Source organism: Arthrobacter sp. PAMC 25486, assembly GCF_000785535.1.
Lineage (GTDB): Bacteria > Actinomycetota > Actinomycetes > Actinomycetales > Micrococcaceae > Specibacter.
The window spans coordinates 2,202,532-2,228,997 of the sequence record NZ_CP007595.1; the positions used below are offsets into that span (position 1 = coordinate 2,202,532).

General features: G+C 61.3%; 21 protein-coding genes and 1 tRNA gene. 6 read left to right on the forward strand and 16 right to left on the reverse strand.

All coding sequences use genetic code 11. The annotated features are described in order from the left end of the window. Window positions 1–45: 45 nt before the first annotated feature. Both art_RS10140 and rpoB read right to left on the reverse strand, forming a co-directional pair. Window positions 46–3,948: a DNA-directed RNA polymerase subunit beta' gene (locus art_RS10140; RefSeq protein ID WP_038464719.1), complete on the reverse strand. Its 3,903-nt coding sequence runs from the start codon at window positions 3,946–3,948 to the stop codon at window positions 46–48. Window positions 3,949–4,045: 97 nt separating this feature from the next. Further along, window positions 4,046–7,564, reverse strand: coding sequence for a DNA-directed RNA polymerase subunit beta (gene rpoB / locus art_RS10145; protein ID WP_038464721.1), 3,519 nt, complete (start codon window positions 7,562–7,564; stop codon window positions 4,046–4,048). Between the two features lie 411 nt (window positions 7,565–7,975). Here rpoB and art_RS10150 point away from each other — a divergent pair, with 411 nt between their 5' ends. Then, a complete protein-coding gene (locus art_RS10150) occupies window positions 7,976–9,175 on the forward strand; it encodes an acetyl-CoA C-acetyltransferase (RefSeq protein WP_038464723.1) in 1,200 nt (399 codons plus the stop codon). Further along, the gene (locus art_RS10155) at window positions 9,172–9,651 is read left to right on the forward strand and encodes an aminoacyl-tRNA deacylase (protein ID WP_038464725.1); all 480 of its coding nucleotides are present in this window, start codon (window positions 9,172–9,174) and stop codon (window positions 9,649–9,651) included. The genes art_RS10150 and art_RS10155 overlap by 4 nt, the downstream gene beginning before the upstream one ends. 150 nt (window positions 9,652–9,801) lie before the next feature. Here art_RS10155 and rplL read toward each other — a convergent pair whose 3' ends face one another. The 9 genes from rplL to art_RS10200 all read right to left on the reverse strand — a co-directional run bounded on the left by rplL (window position 9,802) and on the right by art_RS10200 (window position 15,801). Beyond that, a complete protein-coding gene (gene rplL, locus art_RS10160; RefSeq protein WP_038464727.1) occupies window positions 9,802–10,179 on the reverse strand; it encodes a 50S ribosomal protein L7/L12 in 378 nt (125 codons plus the stop codon). A gap of 124 nt (window positions 10,180–10,303) precedes the next feature. After that, window positions 10,304–10,891, reverse strand: coding sequence for a 50S ribosomal protein L10 (gene rplJ, locus art_RS10165; protein ID WP_038464729.1), 588 nt, complete (start codon window positions 10,889–10,891; stop codon window positions 10,304–10,306). 350 nt (window positions 10,892–11,241) lie between these two features. Further along, window positions 11,242–12,315 carry a GNAT family N-acetyltransferase gene (locus art_RS10170; protein WP_038464731.1) on the reverse strand — a complete coding sequence of 358 codons (1,074 nt, stop codon included), beginning with the start codon at window positions 12,313–12,315 and terminating at the stop codon, window positions 11,242–11,244. An 18-nt stretch (window positions 12,316–12,333) separates the two neighbouring features. Then, window positions 12,334–12,885, reverse strand: a complete 552-nt coding sequence (locus art_RS10175; protein ID WP_038464733.1) for a GNAT family N-acetyltransferase — start codon at window positions 12,883–12,885, stop codon at window positions 12,334–12,336. A gap of 168 nt (window positions 12,886–13,053) precedes the next feature. Then, window positions 13,054–13,761 carry a 50S ribosomal protein L1 gene (gene rplA / locus art_RS10180; RefSeq protein ID WP_038464735.1) on the reverse strand — a complete coding sequence of 236 codons (708 nt, stop codon included), beginning with the start codon at window positions 13,759–13,761 and terminating at the stop codon, window positions 13,054–13,056. A 151-nt stretch (window positions 13,762–13,912) separates the two neighbouring features. Continuing rightward, entirely contained in the window at window positions 13,913–14,344 is a 432-nt protein-coding gene (rplK, locus tag art_RS10185; protein WP_038464737.1) for a 50S ribosomal protein L11, read from the reverse strand. A 129-nt stretch (window positions 14,345–14,473) separates the two neighbouring features. Continuing rightward, a complete protein-coding gene (gene nusG, locus art_RS10190; RefSeq protein WP_052136221.1) occupies window positions 14,474–15,226 on the reverse strand; it encodes a transcription termination/antitermination protein NusG in 753 nt (250 codons plus the stop codon). 89 nt (window positions 15,227–15,315) lie between these two features. Beyond that, entirely contained in the window at window positions 15,316–15,606 is a 291-nt protein-coding gene (gene secE, locus art_RS10195; protein ID WP_038464739.1) for a preprotein translocase subunit SecE, read from the reverse strand. A gap of 122 nt (window positions 15,607–15,728) precedes the next feature. Continuing rightward, a tRNA-Trp gene (locus art_RS10200) sits at window positions 15,729–15,801 on the reverse strand. Window positions 15,802–16,058: 257 nt separating this feature from the next. On the opposite strand from art_RS10200, the gene art_RS10205 reads away from it, so the two are divergent. Continuing rightward, entirely contained in the window at window positions 16,059–17,294 is a 1,236-nt protein-coding gene (locus art_RS10205; RefSeq protein WP_038464741.1) for a pyridoxal phosphate-dependent aminotransferase, read from the forward strand. Window positions 17,295–17,533: 239 nt separating this feature from the next. Here the strand turns inward: art_RS10205 and art_RS10210 are convergent, their stop codons facing one another. Both art_RS10210 and art_RS10215 read right to left on the reverse strand, forming a co-directional pair. Beyond that, window positions 17,534–18,190, reverse strand: coding sequence for a response regulator transcription factor (locus art_RS10210; RefSeq protein ID WP_038464743.1), 657 nt, complete (start codon window positions 18,188–18,190; stop codon window positions 17,534–17,536). Next, window positions 18,187–19,461 carry an ATP-binding protein gene (locus art_RS10215; RefSeq protein ID WP_038464745.1) on the reverse strand — a complete coding sequence of 425 codons (1,275 nt, stop codon included), beginning with the start codon at window positions 19,459–19,461 and terminating at the stop codon, window positions 18,187–18,189. The genes art_RS10210 and art_RS10215 overlap by 4 nt, the downstream gene beginning before the upstream one ends. A 113-nt stretch (window positions 19,462–19,574) precedes the next feature. Between art_RS10215 and art_RS10220 the strand changes: the two genes are divergently transcribed. The 3 genes from art_RS10220 to art_RS10230 all read left to right on the forward strand — a co-directional run bounded on the left by art_RS10220 (window position 19,575) and on the right by art_RS10230 (window position 22,579). After that, the gene (locus art_RS10220; protein WP_052136223.1) at window positions 19,575–20,990 is read left to right on the forward strand and encodes a PspC domain-containing protein; all 1,416 of its coding nucleotides are present in this window, start codon (window positions 19,575–19,577) and stop codon (window positions 20,988–20,990) included. A 62-nt stretch (window positions 20,991–21,052) separates the two neighbouring features. Continuing rightward, entirely contained in the window at window positions 21,053–21,427 is a 375-nt protein-coding gene (locus art_RS21000; RefSeq protein ID WP_052136225.1) for a hypothetical protein, read from the forward strand. A 126-nt stretch (window positions 21,428–21,553) separates the two neighbouring features. After that, window positions 21,554–22,579 (forward strand): 6-phosphofructokinase, encoded by a 1,026-nt coding sequence (locus tag art_RS10230; protein WP_038464746.1) that lies wholly within the window; start codon window positions 21,554–21,556, stop codon window positions 22,577–22,579. A gap of 196 nt (window positions 22,580–22,775) precedes the next feature. Here the strand turns inward: art_RS10230 and art_RS10235 are convergent, their stop codons facing one another. The 3 genes from art_RS10235 to art_RS10245 all read right to left on the reverse strand — a co-directional run bounded on the left by art_RS10235 (window position 22,776) and on the right by art_RS10245 (window position 26,220). Then, a complete protein-coding gene (locus art_RS10235; protein ID WP_038464748.1) occupies window positions 22,776–24,302 on the reverse strand; it encodes a DHA2 family efflux MFS transporter permease subunit in 1,527 nt (508 codons plus the stop codon). A gap of 9 nt (window positions 24,303–24,311) precedes the next feature. Further along, on the reverse strand, window positions 24,312–24,923 hold the full coding sequence (locus art_RS10240) for a PadR family transcriptional regulator (protein WP_038464751.1): 612 nt from the start codon (window positions 24,921–24,923) through the stop codon (window positions 24,312–24,314). A gap of 199 nt (window positions 24,924–25,122) precedes the next feature. Beyond that, on the reverse strand, window positions 25,123–26,220 hold the full coding sequence (locus art_RS10245; protein ID WP_038464753.1) for a folate-binding protein YgfZ: 1,098 nt from the start codon (window positions 26,218–26,220) through the stop codon (window positions 25,123–25,125). Between the last annotated feature and the right edge of the window lie 246 nt (window positions 26,221–26,466).

Below are 26,466 nucleotides of genomic sequence, written 5' to 3' on the forward strand. Positions count from 1 at the left end.
CTTTGAAAGGTGGGTCACCGCCGTCGAACTTTATTGCGCTAAGTGCTAGCCGGAGAAGTTGGTGCCGAGATCGTAGTCATCCAAGGGGATGGCACGGAACTCGTTGCCCAAATCTCCCACGCCGCCCACGTAGTCAAAGTCGCTGAAGGCGCTCGGACCGGTGAACAGGTTGGCCTTGGCTTCTTCCGTGGGCTCCACCGTGACGTTGGTGTAGCGCGGAAGGCCGGTGCCGGCGGGGATCAACTTACCGATGATCACGTTCTCCTTCAGACCCAACAGCGGGTCCGACTTGCCTTCCATGGCCGCCTGCGTCAGAACGCGGGTGGTCTCCTGGAAGGATGCGGCGGAGAGCCATGATTCGGTGGCCAAGGAAGCCTTGGTGATACCCATGAGCTCGTTACGGCCCGATGCCGGCTTCTTGCCTTCGGACACCACGCGACGGTTTTCCGTCTCGAAGCGGCCGCGCTCGGCAAGCTCGCCGGGCAGCAGCTTCGAGTCACCGGACTCGATGACCGTGACGCGGCGCAGCATCTGACGAACGATAACCTCGACGTGCTTGTCGTGGATACCCACACCCTGGCTGCGGTAAACGCGCTGAACTTCCTCAACGAGGTGCTTCTGAGCGGCGCGCGGGCCGAGGATGCGCAGAACCTGCTTGGGGTCAACTGCACCCACAATGAGCTTCTGGCCAACTTCAACGTGCTCGCCGTCAGCAACCTGCAGGCGGGCGCGTCGCAGGATCGGGTAGGCGATCTCTTCCGTACCGTCATCCGGTGTCAGGATCAAACGCATCGTCTTTTCGGACTCATCAATGTTGATGCGACCGGCAGCTTCTGCGATCGGAGCGACACCCTTGGGGGTACGTGCTTCGAAGAGCTCCTGGATACGGGGCAGACCCTGGGTGATGTCCTCGCCACGGTTGGCGGAAACAGCACCACCGGTGTGGAAGGTACGCATGGTCAGCTGCGTGCCGGGCTCACCAATGGACTGTGCAGCAATAATGCCCACGGCCTCACCAATGTCCACGGTCTTGCCGGTGGCCAAGGAACGGCCGTAACAGAGCGCACATGTTCCAACGGTTGACTCACAGGTGAGCACCGACCGAACCTTGATCTCTTCAATGCCAGCTGCGAACAGCTTGTCAATGAGGACATCTCCGACGTCGTCTCCGGCAGCAGCCAGAACGTTGCCTGAAGCATCCACTACCTCAGAAGCCAAGGTACGGGCGTAAACGCTGTTCTCAACCTCTTCGTGCAGCACGATTTCGCCCATGGAATCAACCACTGCGATCGGCAGTGTCAATCCACGCTCGGTGCCACAGTCGTCTTCGCGAACGATGACATCCTGTGACACGTCAACCAGACGACGCGTCAGGTAACCGGAGTTAGCCGTACGGAGGGCCGTATCGGCCAGACCCTTACGGGCACCGTGAGTAGCAATGAAGTACTCCAAAACCGACAGGCCCTCACGGTAGGAGGACTTGATCGGGCGAGGAATAATTTCACCCTTGGGGTTAGCCACCAAGCCACGGATACCGGCAATCTGGCGAACCTGCATCCAGTTACCACGGGCACCGGAGGAAACCATGCGGTTGATCGTGTTGGATGCGGCGAAGGACTCGCGCATGACATCGGCGATCTCGTTGGTTGCCTGGTTCCAGATGTCGATGAGCTCCTGGCGGCGCTCGTCGTCAGCAATCAGACCCTTGTCGTACTGGGCCTGGACCTTGGCGGCCTTGACCTCGTAGCTTTCAAGGATGGCGGGCTTTTCCGCCGGCACCTCAATGTCGGAGATGGCAACTGTAATGCCTGAACGGGTGGCCCAGTAGAAACCGGCATCCTTCAGGTTATCCAGTGTTGCTGCCACAACCACCTTGGGGTAGCGCTCGGCAAGGTCGTTGACGATCTCCGAAAGCTGGCCCTTGTCGGCAACAGCTTCAACCCACGGGTAGTCCTCGGGCAGGGTGTCGTTGAAGAGCACCTGTCCCAGGGACGTGTCGATGATGGCTGAATCGCCGGCTTCGAAGCCTTCCGGACCCTTGCGCTCGGCACCGGGAACGAAGTTTTCCAGACGGATCTTGACCTGTGAGTTCAAGTGCAACTCACCGGCGTCGAACGCCATGACGGCTTCGGCAGCGGTGGAGAACACACGGCCTTCGCCCACTGAACCTTCACGCTTGGTGGTCAAGTGGTACAGACCGATGATCATATCCTGCGAAGGCAGGGTGACCGGGCGGCCGTCAGACGGCTTCAGGATGTTGTTCGAGGACAGCATCAGGATGCGTGCCTCAGCCTGGGCTTCGGGGCTCAGCGGCAGGTGAACTGCCATCTGGTCACCGTCGAAGTCAGCGTTGAAGGCACCACAAACCAGCGGGTGAAGCTGGATGGCCTTGCCTTCAACAAGCTGGGGCTCAAACGCCTGGATACCCAAACGGTGCAGGGTTGGTGCACGGTTCAGCAGTACCGGGTGCTCGGTGATGATCTCTTCGAGAACATCCCAGACCTGGGGACGGAAACGCTCAACCATGCGCTTGGCGCTCTTGATGTTCTGTGCGTGGTTGAGGTCAACTAGGCGCTTCATCACGAACGGCTTGAAGAGCTCCAGGGCCATCTGCTTGGGCAGACCACACTGGTGCAGCTTCAGCTGCGGGCCAACAACAATAACGGAACGGCCAGAGTAGTCAACGCGCTTGCCCAAGAGGTTCTGGCGGAAGCGTCCCTGCTTGCCCTTGAGCATGTCAGAGAGTGACTTCAACGGACGGTTACCCGGACCGGTGACAGGACGGCCGCGGCGGCCGTTGTCGAAGAGCGAGTCAACAGCTTCCTGCAGCATGCGCTTTTCGTTGTTGACGATGATCTCCGGAGCACCCAGATCAAGCAGGCGCTTGAGACGGTTGTTGCGGTTGATCACGCGACGGTACAGGTCGTTCAAGTCCGAGGTGGCGAAGCGGCCACCGTCGAGCTGAACCATGGGGCGCAGTTCCGGCGGGATCACCGGGACGGCGTCCAGAACCATGCCCAGAGGGCTGTTGTTGGTTGTCAGGAACGCGTTGACAACCTTCAACCGCTTCAGTGCACGGGTCTTGCGCTGGCCCTTGCCATTGGCAATGATGTCGCGCAGAATCTCGGCCTCGCCGGGCATGTCAAAGGTCTCAAGACGGCTCTTGATGGCTTCGGCACCCATGGCACCTTCGAAGAACATGCCGTAACGGTCACGCAATTCGCGGTAAAGAGCTTCGTCACCCTCAAGGTCGGCAACCTTCAGCGCCTTGAAACGGTCCCAAACCTGCTCGAGGCGGTCAATGTCAGCGTCAGCGCGCTTGCGTACGTTCGCCATCTGACGGTCCGCAGAGTCACGGGCCTTCTTCTTGTCGGCAGCCTTGGCGCCTTCACCTTCCAGGCGGGCAATCTCGCCTTCAAGGTTGCGGGCAATCGTGGCGATGTCGCTGTCGCGGGTGTCAACCATCTGCTTCTTTTCCAGGTCGTGCTCGATCTGGAGGTTGGGCAGTTCTTCGTGACGGGCAGCGTCATCAACACTGGTGATCATGTAGGCGGCGAAGTAGATGACCTTTTCAAGGTCCTTCGGTGCCAAATCCAGCAGGTAGCCCAAGCGCGAGGGGACGCCCTTGAAGTACCAGATGTGGGTTACGGGAGCGGCAAGCTCAATGTGGCCCATGCGCTCACGGCGCACCTTGGCGCGGGTGACTTCAACGCCACAACGCTCACAAATGATGCCCTTGAAACGCACGCGCTTGTACTTGCCGCAGTAGCACTCCCAGTCACGGGACGGGCCGAAGATCTTCTCACAGAAGAGGCCGTCTTTTTCCGGCTTGAGGGTGCGGTAGTTGATGGTTTCCGGCTTCTTGACTTCGCCGTGGCTCCAGTCGCGAATATCTTGCGCGGTGGCCAGGCCAATCTGCATGAGGCCGAAGGAGGATTCGCTGGACATATGGGTCCTGTTCTCTCTAATTCTCTAAAGTCTGTTTCGGGTACGGGAGGAAGTACAGGCGCGACGGCGGCAGGCTGGCTACCGCCGTCGGGCCTTACTAAACTTCTTCGACAGAGTTTGGTTCGGCCCGTGACAGGTCGATGCCCAACTCTTCCGCGGCCCGGAAGACTTCTTCATCCGAGTCACGCATCTCAATCGTGGTGCCATCGGTGGAAAGAACTTCCACGTTCAGGCACAGCGACTGCATTTCCTTGATAAGAACCTTGAAGGATTCCGGGATGCCCGGCTCCGGGATGTTCTCGCCCTTGACGATGGCTTCGTAAACCTTCACTCGGCCATGGATGTCATCGGACTTGATCGTCAGCAATTCCTGCAGCGTGTACGCCGCACCGTATGCCTCAAGTGCCCAAACTTCCATCTCACCGAAGCGCTGGCCACCGAACTGGGCCTTACCGCCCAAGGGCTGCTGGGTGATCATGGAGTACGGGCCCGTGGAGCGGGCGTGGATCTTGTCATCCACCAAGTGGTGGAGCTTCAAGATGTACATGTAGCCAACGGAGACCGGGTCCGGGAACGGCTCGCCGGAGCGGCCGTCGAACAACATGGTCTTACCGGAGGAGTCGATCAGGCGTTCGCCGTCGCGGGTCAGGTTCGTGGAATCGAGCAGGCCTGTGATTTCTGCGTCACGGGCACCATCGAACACCGGTGTGGCAACACGGGTCTGGCCGCTTTCACGCGGCAGGTTGGGCAGGTTCTTGATCCAGTCCGGCTCGCCTTCAACCTTCCAACCGGTCTTGGCAACCCAACCGAGGTGGATTTCCAGGACCTGGCCAACGTTCATTCGACCTGGCACACCCAAGGGGTTCAGGACGATGTCAACCGGTGTGCCGTCTGCAAGGAACGGCATGTCTTCGATCGGCAGGATCTTGGAAATAACACCCTTGTTGCCGTGGCGGCCGGCAAGCTTGTCACCATCGGTGATCTTGCGCTTGTTGGCCACGTAGACACGAACCAGCTGGTTCACACCGGGGGGCAGGTCATCTTCGGAGTCGCGGTCAAAGACGCGGACACCGATGACGGTGCCGGACTCGCCGTGGGGAACCTTCAATGAGGTGTCGCGAACTTCGCGGCTCTTCTCACCGAAGATGGCACGGAGCAGACGCTCCTCCGGGGTCAGCTCGGTTTCACCCTTGGGGGTGACCTTGCCTACCAGGATGTCGCCGGCTTCAACTTCGGCACCGATGTGGATGATGCCTCGCTCGTCGAGACCGGCAAGGATTTCCTCGGAAACGTTCGGGATGTCCCGAGTGATCTCCTCGGCACCAAGCTTGGTGTCGCGGGCATCGATCTCATGCTCTTCGATGTGGATGGAGGAGAGCACATCTTCGGCAACAATGCGCTGCGAAAGGATGATGGCATCCTCGTAGTTGTGCCCTTCCCAGGACATGAAAGCAACCAACAGGTTCTTACCCAGGGCCAGTTCACCAAGATCCGTTGCCGGACCGTCAGCGATGATGCCGCCAACTTCCAGGCGCTGGCCTTCGGAGGCCAGGACACGCTGGTTGTAAGCCGTCCCCTGGTTTGAACGCTGGTACTTGGCGATCGGGTAGTTGGTTTCCGTGCCGTCGTCGTTCAACATCACGACGATGTCAGCGGAAACTTCCGAAACCACACCGGCCTTCGCCGCGATGACAACGTCACCGGCGTCGACAGCGGTGGCGCGCTCCATGCCGGTGCCCACAAACGGGGACTCGGACTGGACCAGCGGCACAGCCTGGCGCTGCATGTTCGCACCCATGAGGGCGCGGTTGGCGTCGTCGTGCTCGAGGAACGGGATCAGGGCGGTAGCCACAGACACCATCTGGCGCGGGGAAACGTCCATGTACTCGACCTCGTTGGCCGGGATCAGAACGGGCTCGCCGCCACCACCGCGCTGGCGAACCAGGACGGAATCTTCAACGAAGTGGCTGTTGGCATCGAGCGGCGCGTTGGCCTGTGCGATCACCACGTCCATCTCGTCATCGGCAGTCAGGTAGTCAACCTCATCCGATACAACGCCATCCTTGACCCGACGGTACGGGGTCTCGATGAAGCCGAAGGGGTTGATGCGACCGTAGGACGCCAAGGAACCGATCAGACCAATGTTGGGTCCTTCAGGGGTTTCAATGGGGCACATGCGGCCGTAGTGCGACGGGTGAACGTCACGGACTTCCATGCCTGCACGGTCACGGGACAAACCGCCCGGGCCCAGTGCGGACAGGCGGCGCTTGTGCGTCAATCCGGCCAGCGGGTTGTTCTGATCCATGAACTGCGAGAGCTGGGACGTTCCGAAGAACTCCTTGATCGCTGCCACAACGGGACGGATGTTGATCAGGGTCTGCGGCGTGATGGCTTCGACGTCCTGCGTGGTCATACGCTCGCGAACAACGCGCTCCATGCGGGACAGGCCCGTGCGGACCTGGTTCTCGATAAGCTCACCCACGGCGCGGATGCGGCGGTTGCCAAAGTGGTCGATGTCATCGACATCTACCCGCAGATCAACCTCTGCGCCGTCGCGCTGGCCCTTGGTGGTCTTGTGGCCGGCGTGCAAGGCAACCAGGTACTTGATCATGGCGACAATGTCATCCACGCTCAGGACCGAAGCGTTCTCATCGCTCAAGGGCAGGTCAATACCCAGCTTGCGGTTGATCTTGTAACGGCCAACCTTGGCCAGATCGTAACGCTTGGGGTTGAAGTACAGGTTGTTCAGCAGCGCATCGGCGGCGTCAACTGTGGGCGGCTCGCCCGGACGCAGCTTGCGGTAGATGTCAAGCAGTGCATCTTCGCGACCGGTGGTGGCATCCTTTTCCAAGGTGGCACGGATGGAGTCGAACTCGCCGAACTCCTCCAGGATCTGGCCTTCGGTCCAACCCAAGGCCTTCAGCAGCACGGTGACTGACTGCTTGCGCTTGCGGTCGAGGCGGACGCCAACCTGGTCGCGCTTGTCAATCTCCAGCTCGAACCATGCACCACGTGAGGGGATGATCTTGGCAGTGAAGATTTCCTTGTCACTGGTCTTGTCCGCGGTGCGCTCAAAGTAAGCACCCGGGGAACGGACCAGCTGGGACACAACAACACGCTCGGTGCCGTTGATAACAAAGGTGCCCTTGTTGGTCATGAGCGGGAAATCGCCCATGAAGACAGTCTGTTGCTTGATTTCACCGGTCAAGTTGTTCATGAACTCGGCCTTGACGTACAGCGGTGCCGCGTACGTTGCGTCGCGGTCCTTGCACTCGTCAACGGTGAACTTCGGGTCAGAGAATTCCGGCTCCGCGAAGGACAGGGACATGGTGCCCTGGAAGTCCTCGATGGGTGAGATTTCTTCGAAGATGTCGGACAGACCAGAGGTGACGGCCACACTGTCATCGCCAGCATCCACGGCCGTCTGCATGCGATTCTGCCAGCGCCCGTTACCTACGAGCCAGTCAAAGCTCTCGGTCTGGAGGGCAAGCAGATTCGGCACGTCAAGCGGCTCGTGAATCTTTGCGAATGAGAGGCGACTCTTTGCACCATCAGTGCTGTTTGAATCGATAGCGGTTGCAGCGTTATTTACATTAGAGGTGCTCGAGGCGACCAAGAGGGATCCTTCCACAGACCTGCAGGCTTGTTCTTACGACCCTCACCCGATTCACTCCTGGTCATCAAACCCGGACGAACGCTGGTCAAGAAGCCTTGGAAGGTGCATCATGGTGCAGAGAAGCTGCTCCGTGTTGCATGCTGTCCTTAGCTCTTGACCTAGACAAAGCCCACCGCTATATGAAGGCTGAAGGTTAAGAGGGATACGCAAAGAACTACACTACAGGCTTAAGTACTCGCGTGTCTACCCCACGATCCAAAAAACCGCAAGTATTGATGTGGGATCCCCGCAATTACGCGCCAAAGCGCGGTTCAAGAAATTTCTTGAAGACCAATGCTGTTAGATTCTATGGAGGAGATCCGTGGCTCAACGACGAGCTTCAGGGCATTAGTTTCAAGGAGCGCGCAAGCCATGACGGCACAAGCACATGATGTGGTAATTCTTGCAGGAGCCCGCACCCCACAGGGCCGGCTCAACGGACAATTGGCGCCATTTACCGCCGTTGAACTTGGCTCCAAGGCCATTGCCGCCGCTGTGACCCGCTCCGGCGTCGACGCCGGTGACATTGACCAGGTCATCATGGGTCAGGTGCTGCAGGCAGGCGCCGGTCAGAACCCCGCCAGGCAGAGCGCCGTGGGTGCCGGAATTGGCTGGAATGTGCCGGCCGTGACCATCAACAAGGTGTGCCTGTCCGGGCTGAGCGCAGTGATCGACGCGGCCCGGCTAATCCGCAGCGGCGAGGCTTCCGTGGTGGTGGCCGGTGGGCAGGAGTCCATGACCCGCGCCCCGCACATTCTGCCCGGCTCCCGTCAGGGCTGGACGTACGGGGCCATCCAGGCGTTGGATGTTGCCGCCCATGACGGGCTGACCGACGCCTTTGACGACGACTCCATGGGTTTGTCCACAGAACGCGGAAATATTCGACTCAATATTTCCCGCACGTCCCAGGACGAGGTCGCGGCCGCATCACACCAGCGTGCCGCCGCCGCTGTTGAGGCGGGTGTTTTCGATGCTGAGATTGTCCCTGTGAGCGTTCCGCAGCGCAAGGGCGAGCCACTGGTGTTGAGCCGCGATGAAGGAATCCGTGCACAGACCACCGTGGAGACCCTTGCGGGCCTGCGCCCGGCATTTACGGCCGACGGCGCCATCACGGCCGGCAACTCCTCACCCCTGTCCGATGGGGCCAGTGCGCTGGTGCTGTCCTCCCGTGCCTACGCCGATGAGCACGGCTTGGCGTGGCTGGCGGTGGTCGGCTCCCCCGGCCAGGTTGCGGGCCCCGACAATTCCCTGCATTCCCAGCCGTCCAATGCCATCTCCAAGGCCCTGTCCACGGCTGGTTGGAGCGTGGCCGACCTTGACTTCATTGAGATTAACGAAGCCTTCGGCTCGGTGGCGGTCCAGTCGCTGCGCGATCTGGACCTGCCTCTGGAGAAGTGCAATATTCACGGCGGCGCCATCGCCCTGGGACATCCGATCGGCGCCTCCGGTGCCCGCCTGGCCCTGCATGCAGCCATGGAGCTGGACCGGCGCGGCAGCGGCAAGGCGGCTGTGTCGCTGTGTGGCGGCGGCGGCCAGGGCGAGGCACTGCTGTTGTTCAGGGATGGCGAGTGAGCGCGGAACTGACAGGCCACGAACGTGTGGCAGCAGATGCTGCGGACCGCGGCCTTGTGGTGGAAATTTTTCCGCGCCCGGCAGCCAATTCGCTCGGTGAGGCTGCGGCGCTTATGGGGATCACGCCGTCGGACATTGTGAAATCCTTGGTTCTCAAGCGCAGCGACGACAGCTTCCTCTTCGCGCTGGTGCCCGGCGGGCGGGCCATTTCCTGGCCGAAATTGCGCGCCGTCGTGGGCGTGAACAAGCTGCAAATGCCGCACGCCGACGTCGCCCTTGTGGCAACGGGCTATGAGCGAGGCACCATCACGCCCTTGGGAAGCACGACGGCGTGGCCCGTGTTCGTGGACGAGAGCATCGTTGGGCGCAGGGTCGCCATGGGCGCCGGCGAGCACGGCTACAGCATGTTTGTGGCCGCCGACGAGCTGATCGCCGCGTACGGGGCAGTGGTGGCGGACATCTCTGCCCTCGAGTAACTCAGCTCCACCCGGACCAATTTCGCCGAGATATGAGATGACGCCCTGCGGGACAGGGCGTCATCTCATATCTCGGCGAAATTGGGCGCTGCAGGCACAAAGAAGCCCCGCACCTTTCCGGTGCGGGGCTTCTTTTGGAATGCGGGGTGATTACTTGAGGGTAACCGTGGCGCCGGCAGCTTCGAGAGCTTCCTTGGCCTTCTCTGCAGCTTCCTTGGTGACGCCTTCGAGGACAGCCTTGGGAGCCGAGTCAACGACCTCCTTGGCTTCCTTCAGACCCAACGAAGTGATGGAGCGAACTTCCTTGATCACTGCGATCTTCTTGTCGCCGGCTGCTTCGAGGATAACGTCGAATTCAGTCTGCTCAGCAGCTTCTTCAGCGGCGCCGCCACCGGCGGGGCCTGCAACTGCAACAGCAGCAGCGGTAACTTCAAAGGTCTCTTCGAAGAGCTTGACGAACTCGGAGAGCTCGATGATGGTCAGTTCCTTGAAAGCTGCAATGAGCTCGTCGTTGGTGAGCTTAGCCATGAGTGGCGCTCCTTCTGTGTTTTGCCCGCTAGGGGCGAATCCATAAACCTAAACCCTGATGGATTTAGGGAAGTACTAGGGGTGAACACCTGCTGGCAGGCGGCGCGTCCGCGGACGCAGCACGCTACGCTTCGGTGGTCTCAGCTTCGGCGGCCGGAGCTTCTGCAGCGGCCGGAGCCTCTTCAGCAGCGGGTGCTTCCTCAGCGGCCGGAGCCTCTTCAGCGGGAGCGCCTTCGGCAAGCTTCAAACGCAGGGCGTCGAGGGTGCGCGCAGCGGCGGCCATCGGTGCCAGCAGGATGCCTGCAACCTTTGCCAGCTGGAACTCGCGCGACTCGAGGGCTGCCAGTGCGGCGACCTCTGCAGCGTCGAGAGCCTTGCCTTCGAAGAAACCGGTCTTGATGACCAGCTGCTTGTTGGTTTTTGCAAAATCCGTCAGGCTCTTTGCTGCTGCAACAGCGTCACCCTTGATGAAAGCAATGGCGGTGGGACCGGACAGCTGACCCTCGAAAGCATCAACACCCGCTTCCTTGGCCGCAATGGCAGTCAGGGTGTTCTTTACGACCGAGAACTTGGTGTCCTGGCCGAGAGAAACGCGCAGCTCCTTGAGCTGAGCTACGGTGAGCCCACGGTATTCGGTTAGGACTGCTGCGGTTGATTCGTTGAAATCTTGTGTGATTTCTGCAACTGCAGCCACCTTTGTTGGCGTTGCCATAACCCTCCTTCCGGGAATATATGTCTGTCTTTCCTGTCTTTTGCCCTGGCCAGCGAACTGGTTGGGACAAACAAAAACGCCCCGCACAGATGTACGGGGCGTTTTTCGCAGCGGATCCATGGGTTTTATCCCGGTTCAACACTGCTCATAAGCTTTGTGCACCTGCGCTGGCCGTCCTTGTAAGGACTTTCGGATGGCTCCTGCCCGTTTCCAACCCGGGACGGCGCATGGTGCGCATACCAGATTGGGGGTGGTTGCCATCGACCGACGGTCTTTGGTTCCTTAAGGTTACAGGAGGCACCGAATAGATGCCAAATCGTGTGCAGGTATGCCCGCGCACACCTGCAGCGCTAGATGGCGTTAAAGTCCTTGCGCCACTGTCCCGTCACACCGGCGCTGACGAAACCCAATTGGGCGTTCACTGCCAGCAGGTGCGAACTTTCGGGCGCGTTCCAGGTATAGATGGTCCTGGCCTGGGGGAATTCCTTCATCAGCAACGCCATGTTTGCAACCTTGATCAGCAGCCCCACCGCCTTGCCCTTGTGTTCCATTTCCACCACTGTGTCATCCTGAAACGCCACGCCCGTGTTGTGGGCCAGCAGCGAAATGGAGGTGAGTCCCACCAGCGCCCCGGTTTGGAGGCATTCGGCGGCGGTGACCATGGTGCGCCGGCCGGTGACCACCGACAGCTCTTCCGCCTTGCGCAGCTTGGCCACATCCCAGTCCTGGTCGTTGCCGTTCTGATCCGCCCCCTGCTCCAGCCGCACAATCTCTGCCGTCCACCGCTCAGGTGCCCTGTCCAGCCACTGGTGCACGGCGTACGCCGACTCGTGAGTGGAGCTGGCCTGCTCCTGCAGCGCGGCGACCAGCGAGCCTTCAAGTGGCAGGGCGCACGAACTGAATTGCTCCACCTGGTCCAGGTCGTAGCCAGCACTGTAAGCGAAGCGGGCTTCCCTGTTGCTCAGCGGCAGCATGCCGCTGCCGTGGGTTGCCGTGATGGGGTCCACTGTTGCGTCTCCCAAGGTGCCGGCAGGGTGGTTGGTTTCCACAAACACGATCCGGCGGTTTTCCCCTTTGACGAACAGCTCAGCGGCCTCGAGCAGCTTACGTCCCAGGCCCAATCCTTCAGCGCCCGGCAGGACGTCCAATGTCACGTGCGCCTGCTCCGTGTTGTCATCAAGGGGCAGTGCGATGCCGGCCCGGCCCACAATGTCCCCGCCCTGGCGCGCCACCAGGACCACATACCACTCAAAGGGGTCATGGCATTGATCAAACAACTCCTGTGCCGTGTACGCCAGCTCGTCATTGCCCCAGGTGTGGACACGGACTTGGCGGGACACCTCGACGGCTTGCAGGAAGTCCGCGGCCTCGTCGCCGTCCAGGGACTCCGGAATTCGCAACTGTTCAATGGTCGTTTCGGTCATGGCGTAAATTCCCCGTTGCTAATCTTTTGCCGGCCGCACCATGACATAGTCATGCTCGACCCTCTTCCCCAGTTGAAAACTTCTTGTGCCGGCCAGCTGGAAGCCGTGCTTGCCATAAAATGCTTGGGCCCGCAGGTTCTCGGCGTTGACGCCCAGCCACATTGCCCGGCTCCCCCGCCGGCTTACCCATGCCAGGCTGTGCTGCAGCAAGGTGCTGCTGACGCCGTGGCCGTGGATATCGGGATGTGCGTAGCATTTACTCAACTCCACTGCACCGGTTGCGGGTATCACCGCCGCCACGTCAAGGTCCGACGGCGGGGCGTCAACCAACATGCTATAGGCCAGCAGGCGTCCCGCACCTGATGTGACAACCTCCTGAGCAACAAACAACTGGCGGGCAGGGTCTGCCACATACTGGGCGAATGCCTGTTCGCCCAGGTTTTCCTTGATGAACGCGGATATTGCCTGCTGCGTCGAGTCTCGCGGGCAGGCGAGCGGAAATGTCACGGCAGCCAAAGTCGCCAGTGCTGGTGCATCACCGGCAAGCGCCGGACGGATAGTGGCTTCCATACCCAATCTCCCCTGCCGCAGTAACGTCCTGTACCCAGCTTACAAACAGCCGGGACGGTGACAAAGTTCGCCCCGCCCATCCTTGCCGGGCAAATCCTGGTCGGGCAAATGAAAAAGGACCGTCGCAGCGAAATGCTGCAACGGTCCTTTTCAGAACAGATTCAAGGACTAAGCCTCGACGACAACCTTGGTTGCCGCGGGGTCAACCGAGATGCCGGGGCCGAACGTCGTGGAGACGGTGGCCTTCTGCAGGTAGCGGCCCTTGGACGCGGAAGGCTTCAAGCGAAGCACCTCGTCCAGAGCGGCTGCGTAGTTCTCGGCCAGCTTCTCAACATCGAAGGAAACCTTGCCGATGATGAAGTGGAGGTTGGAGTGCTTGTCGACGCGGAAGTCGATCTTTCCACCCTTGATGTCATTGACAGCCTTGGCAACATCGTTGGTCACGGTGCCGGTCTTCGGGTTGGGCATGAGGTTACGAGGCCCCAATACCTTACCCAAGCGGCCAACCTTGCCCATGAGGTCAGGGGTTGCAACGGCTGCGTCGAAGTCGGTCCAGCCGCCCTGGATCTTTTCGATCAGGTCGTCGGTGCCAACGAAGTCGGCGCCTGCTGCGATAGCGGCTTCTGCACGCTCACCGGTTGCGAAAACCAGGACGCGGGCGGTCTTGCCGGTACCGTGGGGCAGGTTTACCGTCCCACGGATCATCTGGTCGGCCTTGCGAGGGTCTACACCCAGGCGGAAGGCAACCTCAACGGTGGCGTCGAACTTGGAGGGGTTGGTCTCCTTGGCGAGCTTGATGGCGTCGAAGGGTGCGTATACGTTCTCCGCATCGATCTTGGCCTGAGCTGCCTCATATGCTTTACTGCGCTTTGCCATGCTGCGTTTCTCCTTGTGCAGTTGTGGTCGTTAGGACCGCGCGGGCCCTGCCACTACGTCCGCCGGCGCACACCCAAAGGTGAGGGATCCGGCGTCGTTCTTAATGTTTGTGAATGCCCAAATGGGCGTGAAGTAAAAGTCTAAAGAAGACTTAAGCCTCGACGGTGATACCCATGGAACGGGCGGTGCCGGCGATGATCTTCTCTGCGCCTTCGATGCTGGTGGCGTTGAGGTCAACCATCTTCTGGGTGGCGATCTCGTTGACCTGTGCCTTGGTCAGCTGGGCAACCTTGACGGTGTGCGGGGTAGCTGAACCCTTGGCGACGCCTGCAGCCTTTTTGATGAGCTCTGCAGCCGGCGGGGTCTTCGTGATGAAGGTGAATGAACGGTCTTCGTAAACCGTGATTTCAACGGGGATGACGTTTCCGCGCTGGGATTCCGTTGCAGCGTTGTACGCCTTGCAGAATTCCATGATGTTGACGCCGTGCTGACCAAGTGCCGGACCGATGGGCGGTGCCGGGTTAGCGGCGCCTGCCTGGATCTGCAGCTTGATAAGGCCGGTGACCTTTTTCTTGGGAGCCAATGTAGGGTCCTTCTCTCAATATCTTTCCTAGGACGACGGAGCGCGTCCAAGGTGGGTGGCCGAATGGCGTCCGGCCGAACGTTTCACACAGAACTAAGCAAACTCCGCGTGAAACGAAATTTGGGGCAACTAGATCTTGGTGACCTGGTTGAATGCGAGGGTGACCGGGGTTTCACGCTCGAAGATGGAAACCAGCACAACGAGCTGTGCGGCTTCGGGCTTGATCTCGGAGATCGACGCCGACAAGCCCTCGAAGGGACCGTCCTTGACGATGACTGCCTCGCCGACCTCAAAGTCGATCTCGGCATCAACAGGATCGTGACGCAGCGGAACGCCGCTCTCTTCAGCCTGCTGCTCCTCGAAGATGGGGGCAAGCATGGAGAAGACTTCATCCAGTCGCAGCGGAACAGGGTTGTGGGCGTTGCCAACGAATCCTGTGACGCCGGGGGTGTGGCGTACAACGCCCCATGATGCGTCGGTGAGTTCCATGCGGACCAGCACGTAGCCGGGGATGCGGACGCGGTTGACTACCTTGCGCTGCGCATTCTTGATCTCCACGACTTCTTCCATGGGGACCTGAATTTCGAAGATGTAATCTTCCATGTTCAGCGACAGGCTGCGTGATTCAAGGTTTACCTTGACACGGTTTTCATACCCTGCGTAGGAGTGAATGACGTACCAGTCACCCTCCTGGCGGCGCAGTTTGGCCTTGAATTCCTCTGCCGGGTCAACCTCGGGTTCAGCGGGAGCAGCATCAGCGGCGTCAGTGTCAACTGCGGCTTCTTCTGCAACGGCATCAAGGTCGGCATTGATGGCAGCATCAACAACCACAGTGTCCTGGTCCTGCTCACTGTGTGTTGCCTCGGGCTCCAGCTCAGACACGAATTTCCTGCTTTCCTTGTGCGTTTCTTAAATGGCTCAAACCGACCCCATGCCAAAGATCTTCGGCGAGGTCGGCCAAGTTGAGCGTCTTACTGCTCGATGTTTATGTTTCCGCCAAAGATCCATAGTACGGCTCTGCCGAAACCAAGATCAAGGACAGTGACGATACCCATCACGATGACTACGAATACCAGCACAACGGCGGTCATGTTGATCAACTCTTTGCGAGTGGGCGTAACAACCTTCTTCAACTCGCCAATTACTTGGCGGAGGAAGATGGCTATCCGGGCAAAAAATCCGGGTTTGCCGGGCTTTGTCGCCTTCTTGGCAGGGCCCTTGGAGCTGCTTGCCGCAGTTTCGGTCACCAGTGCCTCACTCATCATTAGTTGGGTTACTACGCTAGTCCGTGTATCCGGACCGTACGATGTGCAAACTATTCGCTAGGACACTCGGGCGGCTCTGCACACAATGAACTGTGCATTACACCCGCTGCATCCATGCGCAGGGCAGACAGGACTCGAACCTGCAACCTGCGGTTTTGGAGACCGCTGCGCTACCAATTGCGCCACTACCCTTTGATAGTCAACCGTGTGAAGCTGGCTTCAACGGCCGAACTATTTCCCTCTTTGGTGCTAATAACCATGAACAACTTACAGCCAGAAGGGCGGTCTTTCCAAACCGACTTCAAGGCGTGAACCATCATGGTGCTTGAACACCGGTTATCCATTCTACGCATCATTGTGGCGGTTCGTCGAACCGGGGAGCGGATGCGCCTAAAGTAGAGGATGACGATGAAAGTATTTTGGCCTCTCCCACCGAAGAAAGAATCCTGATGTCTGCCGAACTGAGCGCTGATCAAGCCTCCGCCCGCCGCGTTTCCGCACGGATCGCCGCCATTGCCGAATCCGCCACCCTGGCCGTTGATGCCAAGGCCAAGGCCCTGAAGGCTGCGGGGCGTCCCGTCATTGGCTTTGGTGCCGGTGAGCCCGATTTCCCCACACCCGATTATATTGTTGAGGCGGCCATTGCCGCTGCACGCCAGCCCAAGTACCACCGTTACTCCCCCGCGGCTGGGTTGCCCGAGCTGCGCAGCGCCATTGCCGAAAAGACCCGGCGCGATTCGGGCTACGCCGTGGATCCCGCCCAGGTGTTGGTGACCAATGGCGGCAAGCAGGCTGTGTACGAATCTTTCGCGACACTGCTTGATCCCGGCGATGAGGTCATTGTGCCCTCCCCGTTCTGGACGACCTACCCTGAGGCCATCCGCCTGGCCGGCGGTGTTCCGGTTGAGGTGTTTGCCGGCCCCGAACAGGGCTACCTTGTCAGCATTGACCAGCTCGAGGCCGCACTGACACCCCGCACCAAGGTGCTGCTGTTCGTGTCCCCGTCCAATCCCACGGGTGCCGTCTACACCCCCGAGCAGACCCGCGAGATTGGTTTGTGGGCTGCGTCAAAGGGCATTTGGGTCGTCACCGATGAGATCTACGAGCACCTGACGTACGACGGCGTCCCCTTCACCTCGATTGCCACGGCCGTCCCGGAGTTGGGTGACCGTGTGGTGATTCTCAATGGCGTGGCCAAGACATATGCCATGACCGGCTGGCGCGTGGGCTGGATGATCGCACCCCTGGATGTCACGAAGGCCGCCACCAACATGCAATCCCACGCCACCTCCAATGTGGCGAACGTGTCCCAGATGGCGGCCCTGGCTGCAGTGTCCGGACCATTGACGGCTGTGGACGAGATGAAGGTGGCCTTTGACCGCCGCCGCAAGGCCATGGTCTCGGCGCTGAACGAGATCGACGGTGTTGAGTGCCCCACCCCGCACGGGGCCTTCTACGCCTATGCGGATGTCCGAGGCCTGCTGGGCCGTGAGATTAGCGGGATCCGTCCGGCCACCTCCGCCGAACTGGCCGCCTTGATCCTGGACAAGGCCGAAGTTGCTGTTGTGCCGGGCGAAGCGTTTGGCCCCAGCGGCTTCATGCGCCTGTCGTACGCCCTCGGCGACGACGACCTTGCAATCGGTGTGGGCCGCCTGCAGGAATTCCTGGGTTCCGCCAAGGCGTAGCCCTTTTTTGACCCGCATCTGTGACGCAGTAGTTGCGCCCGGTCAATCGAATTCGATTGATCGCGATGCAACCACTGCGTGACAGTCTTTTGGGCCTAGTACATCCCCGTGAACTCGCAGTTAATGCGCTCCCAAGCGTTTGGGAGCGCATTAACTGCGAGTTCGCGGGTGAGGGAAAGCGAGGTTCCGTAGCGGGAGCGGGAGCGGAGCCGGCGGACCCAGAGCGGCCAGCGCTTGGCTTAGAGCAGCCGCCGGTCGACAGCCCAGCGGGTCAGCTCGTGGCGGGAGGACAGTTGGAGCTTGCGCAGCACGGCCGAGACGTGGCTTTCCACCGTCTTGATGGAGATGAACAGCGCCTTGGCCACTTCCTTGTAGGAATATCCGCGGGCAATGAGCCGCATGACTTCAAGTTCGCGGGCGGAGAGCTTGTCGAGCTCGTCCTCGACCGCCACTTCCGCCGTGCCGAAGGCATCCAGCACAAATCCGGCCAGCCGGGGCGAGAACACGGCGTCCCCACCGGCCACGCGGCGGACGGCGTCGGATATTTCAGCCCCGGAAATTGATTTCGTGACATAGCCGCGGGCACCTGCCCTGATGACGGAGACCACGTCTTCGGCCGAGTCCGAAACGCTCAACGCCAGGAATTTGGTGCTCGCGAGCAAGGATCCGCAGCCGGCAATCACTTCCCGCCCGCCCTGGCCGCGGCCGCCGGGCAGGTGCACATCCAGCAACACGACGTCGGGTGTGTGCGCCGTGACCGCCGCGATGGCCTCCTCCACGGTTGCCGCCTCAGCCAATACGTGGATGTCCTGGGCAAGATCGGCCTTGAGCCCTGACCGAAAAATGGCGTGGTCATCGACAATGACAACACGGATCGGTGTTGCAGGTGCAGTCATTTGGTTTCCTCGGGGGCAGGTGTTTCGCTGGGCAGGTGCAGGCGCACTTCGGTGCCGTCTGTGCTACTTATGATCTCAGCAGTGCCGCCGTTGCGCTGCATACGTCCGACGACGGACTCCCGGACTCCCAGCCGGTCCGCCGGCACCGCAGCGACATCAAAGCCTGGGCCGCGGTCCTTGATGAACACATCCACTCCCTTGGCACCGGCCTCGACATAAACGGAAACGGTTGTCCCGCCATGACGCACACCGTTCAGGACGGCCTCCCGCACGGCCTGGACAAGCGCATTTCCGCGGTCGGTCAGCTCGGCATCACCCACCGTGACGACCTCCACTGCCTGGCCATAGAGGTCTTCGGCTTCCGCGCAGACAGCCTTGACCCGTTCCACCAGTGCTCCGGTGTCGTGGGTGTTGTCCTTATAGATCCATTCCCGCAGTTCACGTTCCTGGGCTCGGGCCAGCCGGGTCACATCCCCGGGGGAATGGGCGCTCTTTTGGATCAGGGCCAGGGTTTGCAGGACCGAATCGTGCAGGTGGGCGGCTATTTCCGCGCGCTCGGTTTCACGGATTCTTCCTGTCCTTTCAGCTTGGAATTCGCGCCAGAATTTAAGCGCCCATGGGGCAAGGACCAGTGCCACGCCGGCCAGCACGGCTAGGGAAGCCACCACGGATGACCACACCAGGGTCCACGATCCCGAACCGGCAACGATGACGATCACACCCGTGATGACAAGGGCCAGTCCCCCGCCAAGGCGCAGCATTGATGTGGGAGTGTTCATCTTGGCTGCGCTGAGCAGCCCCACCCTGCGGGTGTCATCCAATTGCATCCAGGCGAGGACGGCACCCAGGATGATGACAAGCAACGGGATCAAGGTGCCCAGCTGCAGGTTCCAGCCTCTTTGCTGGCCGAAAATGATGATGGCGGCAATGACGAGTGCCCCGCCGATGGCAACCTCCCTCAATCCCAGGGATAGCCGCTTGCGCGCCGCGTTGGAGTTGACTTCAACCACGGCACCGGCCGCCGGGCGGAACAGTGCCAGCCTGGGGTTGCCGTCGGCGTCGAGCAGTTTGCTGCCGTCCCCTGATGCCTCCCCCACCATGGGCACGAGTAACCACAACCAGCCGTAAAAGACCAAGCCGGCGCCAAAGAAGAAGCTGGCCCCAATCATGATGGCGCGAACCATCCGCACATTGACTCCCAGGTGCTCGGCCAACCCGCCGCACACTCCGGCAACAATGCGGTCCTGGGAACGGTACATCTTTGTGCTCATGTTTCAATCCAAACACGCTCCGGCGCCACCCGCAGCGCTTCCCGGGGTTCTTCAGGGTTCTTTCAGGGTCACCCCCGATGTTCCACGGCGTGTGCAGAGGGCACGATGGAACCATGAACACTTCCCATGACCTCCCAGAACCACCGGCAGACACGCCTGCCGAACCGCCGGTCGGGCACGAAACTCTTCCCCCTCCGCCGCTGCAGTCCGAGTCCGCCAAATTCTTTCAGTGGCTCCGCAGCTTGGGCTTCCAGCGCGGCAGCAGCCGTTGGGTGGGCGGGGTGTGCAGCGGACTGGCTACCAAGTGGGGCATCGACCCCGTGATTGTGCGCGGCCTGACCGTGGTGCTCACGCTGTTCTTCGGCGTCGGCCTGCTCGCCTATGGCGTGGCCTGGGCGCTGCTGCCCGAACCGGACGGCCGCATTCATGTTGAGGAAGTGGCCCGCGGCCGCTGGTCCAGCGGCATGACAGGCGCCGGGGTGATGACGCTGCTGGGCTTTGCGGGCCCCGGTCAGGGATTCATCTTTGACGGAGGCGGCTGGTTTCCGTGGTCCGTCATATGGATTGGCCCCGTCTTCTGGCTCATCTATTGGGCCGTCAACCGCGACAAGCCCGAGGGCACCGTCCCCAAGAACTTAGGCACGCCCGCGCAGCATGGCCCCGGCACTTCGGGATCCGCGCAGCAATCCGGCGCTGACTGGTACGGCAACGATAGCGATGAAAAACTAGGCCAGCCGTACGGCGGCTGGCCCGGCAGCACCCCTCCGGGCGGCGCACCGCAGCAACCCCTGCAGTATGCACAGGGCTTCCGTCCTGAACCGGGCCAGTACGTGAAGCCGCAGCACCCCAAGCAGGAGTACGCCAAGCAGCAGCCCGTCAAGACGAAGCCCCGGCTGGGCGCGGCCGGCAGTTTCCTGGTGCTCGGTGCCGCCGCCGTGGTTGGCGCAGCCGTGCTGCTCCTGCACGTCGGAAACATCATCGACCTGGGCGGCTACGAGGCCGGGGTGGCCGCGGCGGCCGCGGCCATCACGGCCGGACTCGGCATTGTGGTCGCAGGCATTTTGGGCCGAACAGCCGGCGGGCTGGGAACCTTCGCCATCGTGGCCCTGGTCTTTGCCGGGATGCTGAGCCTGCCCGCCAATAACACTCCCTTCACCGCGTTCAATGACACCACCTGGGCCCCCACCTCAATAGAGGCGGCCGAAACCGGTCGCACCGTGGTGTTGGGCAATGCCACTTTTGACCTCACCCAGTTCGACGGCGGCTCGGCCTTGAGCGCCGACGTGCAAGTTTCCCTCAAGGCAGTGACCGCCAACATGACGGTGAAGGTTCCCTCCGACATCCCCGTGACCATCAACAGTGAACTGGCTGCGGCGTCGTTCTCCATCGATGGAAAGAACGATGGCGGCGTCCTCACCCAGGACATGGCCACCAATCTCAACCCGGGGGCCAAGGGCCCGGTGCTGGTCATCAGCCTGCAGGGCGTGGCCAGCAACATTGACATCGTCACTGCGGCGGTGGCCCCGTGACGGACAGCCGCCACTTTGGGCCAGCGCCCGTTCCACCAACCACAGAAGCAGCGGAGCAGACCATGAACCATCCAACGGACCCCCTTGATCACCCAGCCGGCCACTCCGGCGGCAACAACTCCGGAACCGGGCACCGCCCGCCGGCCGGATACTTCACAGCCCCGTCGACCGACACCACCGCAGAGCCGGCGGCCGGCACCGAAACCCCGGCAGCCAAGGAGCCGTCCGCCGTCCCCGGAGCTGTGCGGCACCCGGCCCGCGTCGGCACCATCGTGTGGGGCGCCGTCGTACTTGTGGCAGGCATCCTTGTCATCCTCAGTAGCCAACTGGACCTCAGGCTGGACGCCGGACTCACCGTCATGTGGCTGCTGCTCGGGGCGGGAGTGGCCATGGTGGCTGGGGGCGCCGCGAACCTGCTGCGCAAGCGCCAGAACTAACAGATGCCGTCCACGGTTTGGTCGCGAGGTTGCCGAGATCACACGAGCGTCTAGAATGATGTCTTAGAGGAGCTCAATGATGCGCTCAATCCCATTGACTCCATCCCTCGAAGGACTTTATTACCCATGAAGATTGGAATTCTCACCAGCGGCGGAGACTGCCCTGGCCTGAACGCAGTGATCCGTGGCATCGTACTCAAGGGCATCAAGAGCTACGGCCATGAATTTGTTGGTTTTCGAGACGGTTGGCGCGGCGTGGTTGAGGGCGATGTCATGGACCTGCCCCGCCAGATGGTCCGCGGCATCTCCAAGCAGGGCGGCACCATCTTGGGCACCTCCCGCACCAACCCCTTTGAAGGCAATGGCGGCCCCGAGGTCATCAAGGCACACATGGAGCGCCTCGGCGTCGACGCCCTGATCGCTATCGGCGGCGAAGGCACACTGGCCGCCGCACGCCGGCTCACCGACGCCGGACTGAAAATTGTGGGCGTGCCCAAGACCGTTGACAACGACCTTGACGCCACCGACTACACCTTCGGTTTCGACACTGCCGTGCAGATTGCCACCGAGGCGATCGACCGCCTGCGCACCACAGGTGAATCCCACCACCGCTGCATGATTGCAGAGGTCATGGGCCGCCACGTTGGCTGGATTGCCCTGCATGCAGGCATGGCCACGGGCGCGCACGCTGTGCTGATCCCGGAGCAGAACACCAGCATGGACCAGATCGTTGAATGGGTGCAGGAAGCCCACGACCGCGGCCGCGCACCCCTCGTGGTTGTTGCCGAGGGCTTCGTCCCCGACCACCAGGATTCGGCACACTCCGAGCGCGGCCTGGACACCTTTGGCCGCCCCCGCCTGGGCGGCATCAGCGAGCAGCTGGCCCCTGAGATCGAGGCCCGCACAGGCATCGAAACCCGTGCCACCATTCTCGGCCACATCCAGCGTGGCGGCGTTCCCTCAAGCTTTGACCGCGTACTGGCCACCCGGCTGGGCATGGCCGCCGTCGATTCCGTCGTGGAAGGGCGCTGGGGCACCATGGTTTCGCTCAAGGGCACAGAGATTGAGCATGTCCCCTTCGAAGCGGCCCTCGGCAACTTGAAGACTGTTCCGCAGCACCGCTACGACGAAGCCGCCATTTTGTTCGGCTAAATCCGAGTCCGGTTCACCGCCGCTTCACCGCCGCCTTAACCGCCGAGATGTGCGATGACGCCCTCAAGAGACTCTTTCTTGAGGGCGTCATCGCACATCTCGGCGAAAATGATGGCGGACGACGGCGGGGGGTCACCTTCTGGAGGTGACCTCCCGCCGTCGTGCTTTAAGTACTCTGGCAATCTCGCCTGCGTGCCTAGTGCTCGGTCCGGGCGGGCGTTTCTGCCGAGTCCTTGGCAACCTCGGATGCCTTGGCGGAGTCAAATTCTGCGTAGATGGCCGACACTTCCCGGGGTTTGGCGAAGAAGATTGCCACGGCGGCTCCCAGCAGGACCGCGGCGGCGGGCAGCAGTGTTGACTGGGCCATGGCCGTTGAGAATCCTGCATGGAGGAATTCGGGCAGCGGTCCGGAGGCGCCGGCGGCACCTCCTGCCGCACCGGCCGGCATTTCGGCGGCCAGGCGGGCGGAGATCAGCGCCGCAATGGCGGCACTGCCCAGGACGGAACCAATCTGGCGGGTTGTGTTGTACACCCCAGCCCCGGCACCGGCCTCCCGCGGGCCAAGGTTGCGGGTGGCCGTCGTCGACAGTGGCGCCCAAATGCCGGCGCTGGCAATGCCCAACAAGCCGCTGGGCAGCAGGAACAGCCAAATGGCAGTGTCCGGACTCATGAGTGACGCCGTCCAGGCAAGGGAAATCGACATGAGGACAAACCCTGTCGTGGCCACGTAACGCGGGTTGACGGCGTCCACCAGCTTGCCCACAAACGGTGCCAGGACCCCTGAGAACAAGGCCATGGGGACCATCATGAGTGCCGACTGGGTGGGTGTCATGCCGCGCACCAGCTGGTAGTAGAAGAACAACGGCAGGCTCATCGCCGTGACGCTGAAACCCATGGTGGTGATGGCGATGTTCGCCAGCGAGAAATTGCGCACCTTGAACAGGTGCAACGGCACCAGCGGTTCGCCCTTGTTGACCGCCTGCCACCAGACAAAGGCAACCAGGAACACGATGCCGGCGATGATCATGGTCCAGACATTGAGCGGACCGGCGATCGTTCCCCAGTCGTAGGTGGCCCCTTCCTGGATGCCAAAGACCAGCAGGAACAACCCCGCGGAACTAAGCGCAACACCCAAGAGGTCGAACTTGTGATCGTGGGTTTTCAGTTTTGGAACCAACCGCCAGGCCAGCACAAAGGCAACAATTCCCACGGGGACGTTGACGAAGAAGATCCATTCCCAGCCCAGGCCGTCAACCAGGACGCCGCCCAGGATGGGTCCCACGAGCATGGCAACACCGGCGGTGGCACCCCAAAGCCCCATGGCGGGGCCACGCTTGTCAGGGGCGAAAATGCGGGTGATGATCGCCATCGTTTGCGGCGTCATCATGGCGGCGCCCAGGCCCTGGACCACGCGGGCCAGGATCAACGTCCCGATGTCTCCGGAGAAGCCGCACCACAGCGATGCAAGGGTGAACACAACCAGGCCCACCAAATAAAGGTTTTTGGGACCATACTTGTCGCCCAGCCGTCCGGTCACCAGCAGTGGTACTGCGTAGGCCAGCAAGTAGGCGCTCGTGACCCAGATGACCGAGTTGATGTCGGTGTTCAGCCCTTCCATGATCTTGGGGTTGGCCACCGAAACAATGGTTGAATCCACAAGGATCATGAAGAACCCCAGAACAAGTGCCCATAACGCGGGCCACGGTTTTGCCACGATTTCCATGGGTAATCCTTAGAGTTGAACGATTTCGGTCAATATTTGCGGGCTGGTCCGGCCGTCCATCCATGGCAGCGAACCATCGTCCAGCTGTGCACGGAGCGTTTCAATCCAGGCCAGCTCGGCCCGCAGCAGGTGTTGCTGATAGTCCACATCGATCCAGAAGTGGCGGGGCACATCCCTGGATAGTGCGAGTTTCCTGTCGGCATCCAGGGCTGCCAACTCCTGCCCCAGGGCAACAACACGTTGCGCCAAAAGCTCGATGACCTCGGCTGCGGGGAGGTTATGCGCTTCGGAGAGCGCTTGGGGGAAGCGCGGATATTCCTTGACCGGCTCCGCCAGCAGTTCCCGCAGCCCCGCCGTCAGACTGGCCCTGCCGGCCGGCAGAATTGCGTAGTTGGTCCGCTCCGGCCGGTTTCCGTCCTTGACGGTTCCGGTCGCCTCAACCAGTCCGGCCTCCGCCAGCCGGCCCACGGCGTGGTACAGCGTGCCGGGCCTGACCTTGAGCAGCCTGTCCTCATGGCGGTGCATCAACAATTGGTACATCTCATAGGGGTGCATGGCCCGCTCAACCAACAGGCCCAGAGCGGCCAGTGCCAAGGCTGAGAGCTGTTTTGCCACTGCCATACCACTTCTCATATCCAAGTGCCCACGTCGTTTTCCGCTGCCGCCCTACGTGGAGCGTTTCACTATTCCGCAAGAAGTATTCCACGTGGAATAGCTAAACGCCACTTAATTCTCTCCGATAGGGCGGGCTCATACGCGCTTGTTTCGGGTCACCGGGCCACAGCCTTTGCGGCCGCGGGCCGGTCCGCCAAGACTGCTATTAGCGGGGTGCGCGCAAGAATCCCGTTTGCCGCCCGACCACTTGGCCGGCGTCGGTGGCGACGATGATTTCCTGGTTGGCGGGATACATTTCCCCGTTGTCGTTCACGGTAAGCACAGCGTCAGGGTCAACGTTTCGCTTGACGAGGGCCAGCGCGATGGGCCCAATCTCAAAGTGCTGGGCAGCCGACGTCACAGTTCCCACGACACGTTCATCCAGCAGGACCTCACTGCCGGGAGCGGGCAGCGTGTGCAGAGAACCGTCGAGCTGCAAAAACACCAGCCGCCGCGGTGGGCGACCCAGGTTGTGCACCCGCGCAACGGTTTCCTGACCCTTGTAACAGCCCTTGTTCATGTGGACCGCCGTTCGCAGCAGGTCCAGTTCGTGCGGAATTGTTTTCTCGTCGGTTTCTGCACCGCGGCGGGGACGCCAGGCAGCCAACCGCAAGGCCTCTGCGGCCCAAACTCCTGCCAGCGGGCGGTCCCCCACCGTTGCTTCCAGCTCAAGCGCCGGGACCAGATATTCCCGCCACGGCCGCTCCAGGCCGGGGTGCTGGTCTTCCGGAATGGCAGCGTAGCTGTAGCCGCCAACTCCGATGTGAGGCCACGGATCAACCCACACCAAATGCTCGCTCCACTCCGGAACCTCCGTCACCGAGCCCAGCACAGCCCACCCGCCCGAGACGTCGGCGATCTCCACGCGGAGCATGAACTTCATCCGGTTCAGCCACTCGGCCAGCGGTGCGGCTTCCCCCGATTCAACAATCAGCCAGGTGGTTTCTCCGTCATCGACAACGCGGGCATCAAACTCAATGCGTCCCTGCACGGTCAGCAGCAGCAGTTCGGTGCCAACGTTGGGAGCAAGTTTCGTCGTGTCTTGTGATGACAACGTGTTCAGCCAGCTGAGCCTGTCCGGCCCGGTCACCGTGACGACGCCGCGGTGTGAAAGATCCACGACGGCGGACCCCGGCTTCCCGAGGTAGCCCGCCAACAGGCGCTGCTCCCGGTTCGGATCCCCATAGTGGGCGGCAACTCCGGCATCGAGACCGCCGGCCTGTACGGCCCCGGTCCGGTTCAACAAAGGACTCAAATAGCTCATAACGGTTGCAACGCCTTCTACTAGTGGCCTATTCCGAACGGTCGATTTGATGCCGGGCCGTTGCGGCCAACAGCGGCAGGCAACCGCATCCGCCGTCGATCCCCACCAGCTGATACGCAGAAAACGACGAAAAACACATGAAAACCATGAATTCTCGCCGTTTCCTTCGGGTCCACACCGGCAGGACTCCCTAGCCGGTGCACGAGGTGAGGGCGCCGGTGGGGAGGATCAGTTTTAAGATGTGTG